Annotated in this window: 8 protein-coding genes; 1 reads left to right on the forward strand and 7 read right to left on the reverse strand. The window is 41.4% G+C overall.

Annotation, left to right across the window (positions count from 1 at the left end):
* Window positions 1-419: 419 nt before the first annotated feature.
* The 4 genes from H5125_RS20730 to H5125_RS20745 all read right to left on the reverse strand — a co-directional run bounded on the left by H5125_RS20730 (window position 420) and on the right by H5125_RS20745 (window position 6442).
* Window positions 420-1859: an ankyrin repeat domain-containing protein gene (locus H5125_RS20730; protein WP_182745285.1), complete on the reverse strand. Its 1440-nt coding sequence runs from the start codon at window positions 1857-1859 to the stop codon at window positions 420-422.
* 116 nt (window positions 1860-1975) lie between these two features.
* The gene (locus tag H5125_RS20735) at window positions 1976-4054 is read right to left on the reverse strand and encodes a hypothetical protein (RefSeq protein ID WP_182745287.1); all 2079 of its coding nucleotides are present in this window, start codon (window positions 4052-4054) and stop codon (window positions 1976-1978) included.
* Between the two features lie 956 nt (window positions 4055-5010).
* Window positions 5011-5322: an EthD family reductase gene (locus H5125_RS20740; protein WP_182745289.1), complete on the reverse strand. Its 312-nt coding sequence runs from the start codon at window positions 5320-5322 to the stop codon at window positions 5011-5013.
* 271 nt (window positions 5323-5593) lie between these two features.
* Window positions 5594-6442, reverse strand: coding sequence for an AraC family transcriptional regulator (locus tag H5125_RS20745; RefSeq protein WP_101088003.1), 849 nt, complete (start codon window positions 6440-6442; stop codon window positions 5594-5596).
* Between the two features lie 392 nt (window positions 6443-6834).
* Here H5125_RS20745 and H5125_RS20750 point away from each other — a divergent pair, with 392 nt between their 5' ends.
* Window positions 6835-7491, forward strand: a complete 657-nt coding sequence (locus H5125_RS20750; RefSeq protein ID WP_182745291.1) for a glutathione S-transferase — start codon at window positions 6835-6837, stop codon at window positions 7489-7491.
* Between the two features lie 184 nt (window positions 7492-7675).
* Here H5125_RS20750 and H5125_RS20755 read toward each other — a convergent pair whose 3' ends face one another.
* The 3 genes from H5125_RS20755 to H5125_RS20765 form a co-directional block, all read right to left on the reverse strand.
* Window positions 7676-8434 carry an ATP-binding protein gene (locus H5125_RS20755; RefSeq protein WP_182745293.1) on the reverse strand — a complete coding sequence of 253 codons (759 nt, stop codon included), beginning with the start codon at window positions 8432-8434 and terminating at the stop codon, window positions 7676-7678.
* Window positions 8435-8836: 402 nt separating this feature from the next.
* A complete protein-coding gene (locus H5125_RS20760; protein WP_259395506.1) occupies window positions 8837-9721 on the reverse strand; it encodes a DMT family transporter in 885 nt (294 codons plus the stop codon).
* Between the two features lie 387 nt (window positions 9722-10108).
* On the reverse strand, window positions 10109-11815 hold the full coding sequence (locus tag H5125_RS20765; protein WP_101087995.1) for an AMP-binding protein: 1707 nt from the start codon (window positions 11813-11815) through the stop codon (window positions 10109-10111).
* Window positions 11816-12167: the final 352 nt, after the last annotated feature.

Consider the following 12167-nt stretch of genomic DNA (forward strand, 5'->3'; position numbering starts at 1 on the left):
AATCTTCATCATTATTCTTCGTCATTAATCTTCATCATTATTCTTGACCACTACTATTCATCATTAAACTTGACCACTACTATTCATCACTAATCATCACCCTTATGTCATCAATCCCTAACTTAAACACCTGGGCGCATATTGCCTAAACATCATCAAACGGCACTCTCATATCGCCCAGTTCCCAACGCTGATTAATTTAAAGCTAAAATCTGGGTCACTTCTATGGTCACTTTTTAGGGGGTTAGACTATGACACCCCTGTGATGACAGCCTTCAGAGCTAGCTTTCATGGCTCTGCCATGGGGTCGGAGATTGGAATCATCTCATAACACAGGAGGATACCGACCAAATCTAAAATAAAAATAAACGTTAATTTGATTAATCCGGTCAAACTCCAAACTTGTATCCTTTTTAATCTCAACATCCATCGGCGTTATATTTAGCTCCCTTTGCGCATAATAACGCTACAACGTTTGCATGCCCTTGCTGCTTGGCGCGCATTAAAACGGTTCGGCCTTTATTATCGCGTAAATTGACATCTGCACCTTGGGCTAATAACAGCTGCATGATGTCGATGTGTTGCTTGTCGGCAGCGTAGAACAATGGCGTAAAATGCTTATTATCATATCGATTGACCTCAGCACCATGAAAGAGGAGTGTTTGCACTATCTTGAGCTGACCTTGCTCTGCCGCAGCCATTAATGGTGAAAAATCATCACTGTTTGTGCCATTAACATCAGCTCCGTTATCTAGTAAAAGACTAATAGATTCAATATCGTTATGCTCAATGGCCAGTAATAGTGGCGTCATCTTACTTTCAGCGCTTTGTAACTCAGTTTCAGCGCCATGTGAAAGCAATAAACTCACCATTGCCACATTGCTAGTGGCAACCGCATATAACAAAGGAGAGGTGCCGCCATTATCTTTGATATTTATATCAGCGCCATGGTTGAGTAATAACGTGACTATGTTTAGGTGCGATCGATTTGCCGCCCAGTTAAGTGCGGTATGGCCTGTTCTGTCTTTTAAATCCACACTGGCACCTTGTTTAAGCAGTGTATTAACCACGTTTTCATGACCACTCAATGCCGCTAGCATTAATGCTGTTCGCCCTATTCTGTCTTTTGCTCTGGCATTTGGGCTTGATCCTTGCTTGAGTAATGCTTTTACCGCTGGCTCGTCGCCAAATGCGGCTGCATGAAGTATTCCTTTGCGCTGTTGGTTAATGATCGCACGTGTTTTGACCTTATTTGCTGAAGCATCAACCGATGGTTTATTTGTCTGTACATCACTATTTTGTTCGGTTGGTTTAGTCTGTACTGGAGACGTATCAGCTGGAGTAGTCTCTATTGATTCAGCCGGAAAGCGTGGCGGATGTTGATATTGCTGATGTTGTGGGTAAGCCGAGTCTCCCTCACCGCGGTAGCCAGGAAAACCTACATCTGCACCACTTTTGCGCTGGTTATCTATGATTGATGGCGCTTTTGATTGACTCTCTTGGTTGTTGATTATGGGTTGAGCATCAGATACAACCTCCTTCTCACCACGATAATTGGGATCACCTTTGCCAAGCTTGGGCATATTTTTTTGGTAATCGTGACCCATTGCCGGTTTTTTCGCACTTTGCTTAGGCGCTGGCGGGGTTACTGCAGGGTTTGCTATTACTGGCGTGACTGGCACTGCCGGAGTTATGATGGCTGGCGTGACAGCTGGCGTAACTAGCTCCGGCGTGGTTGCAGTAGCCGGTGGAATGGTAGTTGCGGGTTGAGTTGGATCGCTGTTTTCTTCAGCGAATAACGAGGTAATCGCCGAAGATAAAATAATGGCCGAGACAAAGATTATTCGTATGATGCACATTTGCTATTCCTATCTTCTAAGTCCGTAAAGACCGTTAATAACAATATCAATTAGGTTAAGTTAAAAGGAGAGAAACAAAAGTTCTCCCCTTTGATTCACCTGCTAATCCTTAATTATCATCTACGGATTTTTGTTGTTGCGGTGGCAGTATCGTTATCACTATTAAGATCGCCTTCTGCTGTCACCGTCGCCGTCCAGCTAACAGCGGACGTTCTGATGATGTTGGCTGTCCAACTTGCATTTAATGAAATCGTATCTCCTTCAGCCAAGTCGCTGAAAGCCATCGGCGGCAGTTCAATAACCACGCCTTGGTTAGTGACTCCAGTAATGGTTACCTCACCACTGACACTACTGGGTTTAAGATTGCTCACATCGACAACCATTGCTACCGTTTGATTAAAGGACACTGTAGCTGATGCTGCAAAAGCAGTCAGTGCAACATCGACATCAGTATTCACCATAGGAACTTCGCCTTCATATTCGATAATGAGCTGTGCGTTATATAAGGCTGTTGATTTACTATCGCCCTTAATGTAAACCGCAAGGTCAAAATCTGACGTCATCGGTAAACCATTGCTGGTAACCGCCGGTTCGCCGTCCTCAGTGACAATAGTGACATACTCATTTGCCGTCACATCAACCCAACCTCTACTGGTTGCCAGCGGAGATATCTCTCCCTCTTCCCAATCCAGTAAATTGATCACTGTGGTCGTTGGCGTACCGACCTCATACTTAATATTTTCTTTGGCAAAAGGCGGCGCGCTACATTCAATCAACGGGATCTCAAGTCCAGGCAAGTCTTGACCAAACTTATTAGGTTTAAGTCTCCAGCGAGGGCCTGAGACAAGCTCACCGAGCGACGCATTTGGCAGTGCACTACCGATGAAATCCTGAATTTTTGGGTCAGGGTTAGCATCATAAGACCATTCAAAGGGGTCACGATTGATGGTGGTATAGTAAGCATTAGAATAGCCACCAGCGAGATCTGATGAGAATGCATAAGGGTGCTCTGCAGCGCTTTCACCTGGTGTAGCCAAAGGGTCCAGTGCTTTAGGGGTATTCTTTAATATTGTACCGACACCGATAAAGGATGGATCGAAAGCGCCACTTTCAGTATCGATTATATCGCTGTCGCCTTCATAACACGGAACAGTACTTTTCCATACGGCTGCGTCACCATCACCTTCAATTCTATAAGAAGGTTTACGCCCTGTTGCAGCTTCGTTTTCCAAGTCTTCTGGACGAAGTTGGTCATTAGGGTTATTGGTGATCCAGTGATTAACCACAAGCTCTGCACGAGTAACGACAAAGTTTTCTGTGGATGTTTTCCATTCTTCAGGAAGCGCCAACTGGGCATACATGCGGATATCGTTCGGCCGTTTATGTATTCCGCCCCAACCATAAAGTGGCTTACCATCATCTTTAAGCTGCACGGAATAATCACTGCTTAAGGCGATGTTATCGAGCATGTTGGTCTTGTCGTTAGGAAACATCTGGCACCCTTCAGGCTGACCATCTGTTTCACAGGGTATCGCATTGGTTAGGCGATAGGCTTGTTGTCCACCCACTAACACTTGAACATTATCATCTAGTGGCGCGCCAGCGCAGTCATACGACAGAGTGCCGTCTGGGGTTGATATAATGGCTTGGGTACCGTCTGGGCTGGCAAAAAAGTATGGAATGGTCTCATAACAACTAAGCGCATGTTCCATAACAGTATAATGCTCTGTTTCACATTTTACCGAGGTGCCACCGAGCCCTTGACACCATGTTCCTAATGGTGGTTTTACCTTGTATTTTTCGGTGGCGGCATTGGCAACTTGAATACCAATCACCCCTCCGCCTTCGTCAATATTACCAACGAATCCTTCGAGGTAATCACCATTGCGCGCTTTGGGCTGCGCGCCCAGAAAATCAACCACATAAAAGCCAAACTCGCTATCCACTGGATATAACATCACCCCCGACTTGTCGAGAAGCGCTGGATTATCATCAGGACAACTCACTGGGCCAAGGCCACAAATGATCGTTTGGTCGTCTGCGAAGGTCACTCCATTCAACCCTCCCAGTACGTCATTAACAGAAAACACATGCACTGGCGATTCATAAGCCACCGCACTTCCTATTGAGGCCAGCAATGCTAAAGAGATAGCAAGGGCAATCGGCCTTTTATTAAAGTATTTAACAAATAACATAACAACCTCCTGTAATTATTGTTGGGGTTAAACTAGTTAGACATAACGACCTCCTGGATTTATTTTTAACCAAAACACGTCAGCTCAGTGTCAACACCTACACGCACTGCAAATTAACAAACAGGTCGTCATTCGATGATGAAATGAATGACAAGTAAGTAATAAGTAGTAGGTTATTTTTACGGCTACACAATGCTATGTCTCACTTTTACAGCACTCGAGATATTTACTTATGCGCCTGCTATTAACCATAGAAAAATCATGGTTAAATTCAAGAGGCAAAAAATCATAAAAGTAACGCTAAACGCGTTTTTGGCGGGGGAAATCCTTCAACATCAATCTATTAAAATAATACGGGGTCAGATCAATAAAAAGTCATATTTTCATCGTTACTACTCAATAGGTTAGCTTCGTAATTCTTTTGAATGACACCTAAATAAAAATAGCGAGATCGGACAAAATAGGCTGTATTGGCTAGTAACATCGAAATGAATCAGAGGATGATATTATGGAGACAAAAACTACATTTTAGATACTACCAAAAGGTTATATTGAAGCGAAAATAGGGTGATTTTAACGAATAGATCATACTAAATAATTATTTATTTTTATAACTTATAACAATAAATACCTACAAAGTGATACTAAATCATTTTAAGTTTGGTGCGCATTGTTAATGGTCAAATACACACTTTAGATAACAAAAATCATAAGGGGAGTACAAGTTGCAGATTGAATAAAACCACCGTTTTGGAACTGTCACTCCGATGTAAGCATCGATAGTAACTTCACCAATAGATGGACTGGGAATAAAGCTGCGGTGATACGCATTTATAGTCAACAGTCGCATCGCGAATTAGACGGTAAGGTTAATACCAATGCGTCCTAAATGATTTTATTCATTTAAGACGCTAAAATGGCAATACTAAGGTAACGTACATTAGACAGGCATAATATTATTGAGCAATGTTACTAATTTGTATCACGGGATGGGTATTTGTGAAATTAACTATATCTGCCGCTATCACAGCTTGATGTGGGCCAAATGATTGTTTAAATGTTTCTACAGATTCAAATGTAAGATGACCCATTGCGATGTACATAGGAGGCTCACCGGGTACAACACTAGCAAGGCCAAGGTCTGCACTGGCTGAAATAAGTGCTTCACCTACTAAATCTGCAACAAGTGGTAAATGGGTTTTACAGTAGTAATCCATATCGAAAGTAGCACTTTCACTATTTGGGTACAATACACTGACTTTAATCATGACATTCTCTCTTTTATTAATCGTTAAGTTCTACAGTATTCAAACATAGTGGCGACAGATTAACACTTTGACGAAAACCTTATCTACACAATGCCCAGTCACCATATCGTTTTTTAAAATTGTTGCCCATGCTCATTGCTTCGTTTGCAAAGTGTTAGTTACATTTAATGAGGCTAGTCTACGCAACAACTTGTATAGGTACTTATCAGAAAAGCTCAGTTGATGGTCACTTTAGTCCAAAACGAATTAACGCGATCTCCATTGCTACATATTAAGGGGATTGCCGTTGGCGATACTCAGACGGCGAGCAACCGATATGTTTTTTAAACACACGATTAAAGGTTGATATAGATTCAAAGCCTGTTTGAAAAACAATGTCGGAAACCCGAGAGCTTGGTTCGTCTAGCAAACTAATGGCTTTATCAATTTTTAATTGGCTGATATGTTTTTTAGGGGACTGTCCATAAACCTCGTTGAATTTTCGTTTGAAGCTTGACACACTCATATGGCACAACGCGGCCAATTCATCGATGCTTACATCACTGAATAAGTGATGTTGGATAACTTGTTCGAATTTGACAAAATTAGGCTTAAACATCGATGCTAAAAAATCTAATTCTGATGGGGCTGACACCTTTTGGGTCATCAACAACACAAATTCACGTAACTTGGTTTCTATCATCAAGGGCGTTGCCAAATCAGGTGTGTCGAGCAATATAGAAATACTGTCCCGAAAATGTGTCAACAATTGGTCCACTTCTACTTGCTTTAAGTCGTAATCGACTTGATAGTCCGATTGGGTGAAATCGAAATGGAATAAACGTTGAAAAATATCGGGAAACAAAAAAACACCAATCACCTCACCACGGCCTTGCTCTAACTGGCCACTTACGGTTTCATAGAAATAATTGACGCATTTGGCAAGCAAGCCAATATCACGGTTTACCGTCAATACTCCTGTTGCAGTACGCACCTGGTACTCACCTTCGGTAAAAAAAGCAAAACATGCTTCGTTAGACGCAAATTCTCGAGCAAAACGCTTAAAAGCTGGAATAGTAAGTTTTTTAAAAACAACATGACCTTTGTATTCAAGTGTTTTCTCAATAGAGGAACCCTGCATGAATGAACTACCGCATAATTGAACAGTCGTTAAAGTATGTAATACAGCTGTCTTTTACGCCAGAGGTTTGTGGTTCAAGACCTAACGTTAAACGAAAAATAGCGCCATAAGTATTGGATAACAAGGCGCAGTTTCTTATATCTCGTAGCGTCATTCGTTACCTATATCAAGGTAATGAATACTCTATAAAAACTGATTTTTAATCGTTTAATACTCTTGTTCTGAAGTTAATCATTTAACACTTAACCTAGAAAAATGAGCTTCAAACAATACATTTGAATCTTCAAAAAAGACTCCCGTAATCAATATTTAAAGGGTTAGGTATTAGTGATAAAATGAACAGGATCATTTTGCTAACTGCATTACCTGACTGAGAGATAATAAACAACATCATGGTATTACCTGTACTCTATTCGTTGAGAAATTGTCCTTACGCAATGCGCGCCAGACTGGCTATTTATGCATCCAAACAGCAAGTAAACCTGCGCGACCTAGTGTTAAGCAACAAACCTGCAGAAATGCTTACGGTGTCGCCCAAAGGTACAGTGCCAGTTTTAGTCACCACAGATAATCAGGTCATTGATGAAAGTTTATCCATCATGCTATGGGCTTTTTCACAAACAGACCCTGACGATTATGTTAATAAAGCAACGCCAAACGCGTTAACTGAAATGTTGGCGGTTATTGCGATATTTGATAATGAATTCAAAGGACATTTAGAGAAATATCGCTGCTCTAAACGTTACCATGAACCGTCGCTTATAGAAGATAGACAACAATGTGAGCGTTATCTTGCTGATCTCGAATCAAGGCTTTGCCAGCACTCATATTTAATGTCTGACCAACCAAGTTTGACAGATTTAGCATTAATGCCGTTTATTCGTCAGTTTGCCAGAGTTGAGCGACAATGGTATTTACAATCCCCCTACCCCAAATTACGACAATGGCTTAATAACTATTTACAGAGTCGAATGTTCAGCAAGGTGATGGTACAAAACCCAATGTGGTTAGACTCAAAACAAGAAATTGTTTTTGGGGCCAATGTATAAGGCTGGCTTGATAAGCCAGTCATCAAAACTCACGGCGACAACATTAAAATATTTCGCCTCAGAATATGAACTAACAACCGTCTAAAATAAAAATCATCTCAGATAACAATCATCTAAGTTAAACGTCATCTAAGATAACAATCACCTAAGATAAAAGTCATCTAAGATAACAATCGATAGCCTATCAACCTTGTGCATCGCAGAGTAAGTTGGCGTAACGTTCCATTGGAATACTCATTTGCTCTTGTAACGCTTTGCCTTTCGCCAGTAGATCGTGTCTTTTTATCGCAGGAATATCGTTTTTGAACGCGAGCACAATGGTATTGCCGCTTTCGACGTCAAAACTGAGTAATCGATTTTCAAATTCGAGCGCGAGTAATTCATCTAGCTCTTGGCGTAATTCAGCTGACGTATGCCAGATATTGAGCACCAAAACCCCTTGTTGATTGAGTGCATTTTTACAATCGTGTAAGTAGGATGATTGTACTTGTTTCGGCTCCATACCTTGTGAGTTGTATAGATCTGAAAAGATAATATCGCTTTTTATGTCGGTATTTTTAATGTAATTCACCGCATCGTCAATATGAATAGCAAGACGATCAGTTTCAGGTAAGTAAAAAAACTCTTTCGCAGCCTTCGCGACGGCTTCACGGTATTCAACCGCGTGTACCTTCAAATCGGCGAAGCTACTGAGCAATATTTTAGCCATTGAACCTGCACCCAACCCCATGATTGTGGCTGTTGTTACTGCGGGAATAAAAAATAAACCTGCCATCATGGCTTGGGTATAGCCCAGATGTAATCCATTAATATCATTGATTTTCATGCAACTTTGATAGATTTTTCCATCAAAACTGAGAATGCGGCTGTTTCTTGTTTGATAAACATAAATGGGGCCGTGCTCATCTGCTGTAGATGAAATGCAGGTTCCTTTGATATCCATGGTATTTTTGATACCTCTTAAATATGGGGCTGTAGCGGGTAAGGCAGTATAACGGAAAATAAGCTTAGGTCTTTGTTATTGATTTTTATCGTTTAATAAATGAAAGTATTTAGTGAGTAGCCACTTTTATTTGCTACCGTTATCTCGCAACAAAGTATGACATTTCACGCTACAGAGTATGAGTTTTAGATCAAAAACCTCCGATTTACAAAAATGAACCTTGCACCGTTAATTTAACGTTAGTCGCTTTTTATCCGTCATCAAGCTTATGCGAAACATTTTATCTATCGTTAATCTCTAACCTAGTCATCTCTAACCTAGTAATCTCTAGCCTAGTAATCTCTAATCTTATAGTGTTTAACTTTGTTATGCCTTACCGCAGAGTGAATCAATTCACTCTGCTCATGCGCTATTTTTTATCAAACTTGCTGAGACTGTTTTACGGGTTTGAATTAGGGTATATCCACCACTTAATACCACCAGCAGGCTTCCAAGTAAGGTTGCTAAATCTGGCGATTCTCCAAATATAAATATCCCCAAACCTAAGGCAAATAATAAACGGGTATAACGAAAAGGAGAAATAACCGATACATCGCCCGCGCGCATAGCGATTGTGAGGGCATTATACGCCATCACCCCGAACACAATTGCACCGATAATTTGCGCTGCTGCAGTGGAACCAAGTTGTAATGGCTCGTTTTTGTATAATTGTATGGCAATGCCTGCTGGAATTAGCACAAAAAAACCATACACCCCAAGTTGCATATTAGACAACACTGGTGAAGCTGCGCGAGTTGCTAAATCACGGCCCGCAAAACCTAAGGTCGCGACAACTGCAAATAAAGACGTTGCTTCAAAGCCATCAAGACCAGGGCGAATAATCATCAACACGCCACAAAAACCAATCAATACGGCAATCCAGCGTTTAAAGCCAACCTGTTCACCAAACAATAAAGCTGCACCTATCATTGCGATTAATGGAGTGGCCTGCAAAATAGCCGATGCACTTGATAAAGGCGTTAGCGTGATAGCCAATGCAAAACAGAAACGACCAATAACTTCGCACACCGCACGGATGAGTATTGGCGTAGACAATATCGCTGGGTGTAAAATTGTTTGCCCTTTACGCCAAGTCAGCAGCATAAAAATCAACATTCCGCCCAATCCAAATAACGCTAAAATCAGACCAATAGACGTGGTTTCGGCTGCCGATTTAATCAGCATGTCTTCAATAGAAAATGCTGCCATCGCGGCAACCATAAAAAGACTACCTTTAGTATTATTCAAAATAACTCCAACAATGGGTCGATTGTATCCAGCTGAAAAAGCGGAAAAGCTGACGAACTCAGCCGATAAAAATATAAGCCGGCAATGGTATCACTCACCATATGCTATCGAGAAAACATCATTTGTTTACAACTGTGTCTAACTTGAACTTGAACTTGAACTTGAACTCAAATCTAAACTCAAACTTAAACTTAAAGCTAAAACTAAAACTAAAGTATTTATCGAAAGTAAGGCTGTTTCAATTCTGCCAATGCTTATGACGCAGCTATTTAATGCGTTACTTGTCTGTGCGTGTAATATCAATTTCACTTGCAAATATATTGCCCATTAATGTTAAAGCCCAGTGCGATAACTCAACACTGGGCTTTAATGACTACACGCAAAATATCAATTTATGGCTTCATGTAACTCTTGATACATCAACTCACGCATCTTAAATTTTTGAATTTTCCCCGTCACTGTCATTGGGTATTGGTCAACAAACTTGATGTAGCGCGGTACTTTAAAATAGGCAAACTTTTCGGTTAAAAAGTGACGAATATCGTCTTCGGTGATGTCGGCATTGGCACGGACCTTAATCCACGCGCATACCTCCTCGCCGTATTTGTCACTCTGCACGCCAAACACGGCAGCATCCTGCACGTCCTTATGGCTATAAAGTTTTTCTTCAATTTCACGCGGATATATATTCTCACCGCCGCGGATAATCATGTCTTTTATACGGCCAACAATTTGCACATAGCCTAATTCATCCATTTGGCCGATATCGCCCGAATGTAACCAGCCTGCGCTGTCGATGGTTGCAGCCGTTTTGACTGCATCATTCCAATACCCTTGCATGATGCAGTAACCTCGACTGCACACTTCACCGGGTTGACCAATAGCAACCACGTCGCCAAACTCATTGATGATTTTCACTTCGGTATGCGGCAATGCTCTGCCAACGGTGAGCACTTGTTTTTCGATTGGGGAGTCAATTTCAGTAATGTGATTTAACGGGCTGCATTCGGTTTGTCCGTAACCAATTAGCACTTCTTTCATATACATTAACTCTTGTACTCGGCGCATGACTTCTTCGGGGCATGTGGCGCCCGCCATAATGCCTGTGCGCAATGAGCTAAGATCAAACTGGTTAAATTGTGGATGTTCTAATTCGGCAATAAACATGGTTGGTACGCCATGTAGAGCTGTGCAGCGCTCATTTGCGATTACTTGTAACGTGGTAAGAGGATCAAAAGATTCACCGGGATACACAGCTGCTGAAGCATGAATAACACAGGCTAAACTGCCTAACACCATGCCGAAGCAATGATATAAAGGAACCGGCATACATAACTTGTCAGTTGAGGTAAAGCCCATGGCGTCAGCCACTAAATAAGCGTTATTTAAAATATTGTGATGCGATAACGTCGCGCCTTTAGGGCTACCTGTAGTACCTGAGGTAAATTGAATATTAATCGCATCATGAGTATCGAGAGCGTCAGCAATGGTGGCCAACACATGTTGAGCTTCGTCGTTAACCTCCAGCAGCAAATCATTAAAGTTGAGCATGCCGGGTGTACGGTCGGTGCCCATTCGAATAACATACTCGAGTTCAGGCAGTGCGAGTGTAGTGAGCTTACCTGCTGTGCTGGTGCTTAACTCTGGCAGCAACTCATTTAACATCTGTAAGTAATCACTGGACTTAAATTTATCGGCACAAATCACTGCTCGACAGCCCACATTACTTAAAGAGTATTCCAGCTCTTCAGGCCGATAAGCCGGATTAATACACACCATAATGGCACCAATTTTAGCCGTAGCAAATTGGGTTAAACACCACTCAATATTGTTAGGAGACCAAATGCCGACTCTATCCCCGGGCTGAATACCTAGCGTTAATAAGCCGGTGGCAAGCGCATCAACCTTTGCTTGAAACTCACGGTAATTCCAGCGGATTTGTTGATGATGAACGACTACCGCAAGATTGTCTGGGTAAGCACTGGCAATATCATCAAAATATTGACCAATGGTTTTATCGGTAAGCGTCGTTGAAGTGACACCATGATATTCACTTTGAGTAAGCGGTAGTTGTGCTTGATGTTGATTGACCATTAAAGCCTCCTTGCATGTGCTTCGTCATGCTCAAGCTAACCAATTAACGGCCTGACTCACAAGTAAAAAAGCACTACATTAGACTAAAGAGGCATGGTGAGTAATGTTTACAGCAAAGGCTAATATTGACAGTAACGCATTCATTTTTGTCAGTAACGGTTTGATGATGATGTCTAAACAACCTTATTAAAACGACTTTTTAACGCCCCCTAAAAACAATAAAAAAAAGTGAACGACGAACTGGAGTGATAACCGGAGCGATAATTAAAACGATAGACGAAATCGAAAAATTAATCATAGCCCAAACTAAATACCTAAATACCTAAATACCTAAATACCCAACACCTAAATA

The organism is Shewanella sp. SR44-4 (assembly GCF_014163715.1).
Taxonomy (GTDB): domain Bacteria; phylum Pseudomonadota; class Gammaproteobacteria; order Enterobacterales; family Shewanellaceae; genus Shewanella.

Coding starts and splice junctions, on each gene's coding strand:
- H5125_RS20730 (WP_182745285.1), bottom strand. CDS start 1,859: ATGTGCATCATACGAATAATCTTTGTCTCGGCCATTATTTTATCTTCG.
- H5125_RS20735 (WP_182745287.1), bottom strand. CDS start 4,054: ATGTTATTTGTTAAATACTTTAATAAAAGGCCGATTGCCCTTGCTATC.
- H5125_RS20740 (WP_182745289.1), bottom strand. CDS start 5,322: ATGATTAAAGTCAGTGTATTGTACCCAAATAGTGAAAGTGCTACTTTC.
- H5125_RS20745 (WP_101088003.1), bottom strand. CDS start 6,442: ATGCAGGGTTCCTCTATTGAGAAAACACTTGAATACAAAGGTCATGTT.
- H5125_RS20750 (WP_182745291.1), top strand. CDS start 6,835: ATGGTATTACCTGTACTCTATTCGTTGAGAAATTGTCCTTACGCAATG.
- H5125_RS20755 (WP_182745293.1), bottom strand. CDS start 8,434: ATGGATATCAAAGGAACCTGCATTTCATCTACAGCAGATGAGCACGGC.
- H5125_RS20765 (WP_101087995.1), bottom strand. CDS start 11,815: ATGGTCAATCAACATCAAGCACAACTACCGCTTACTCAAAGTGAATAT.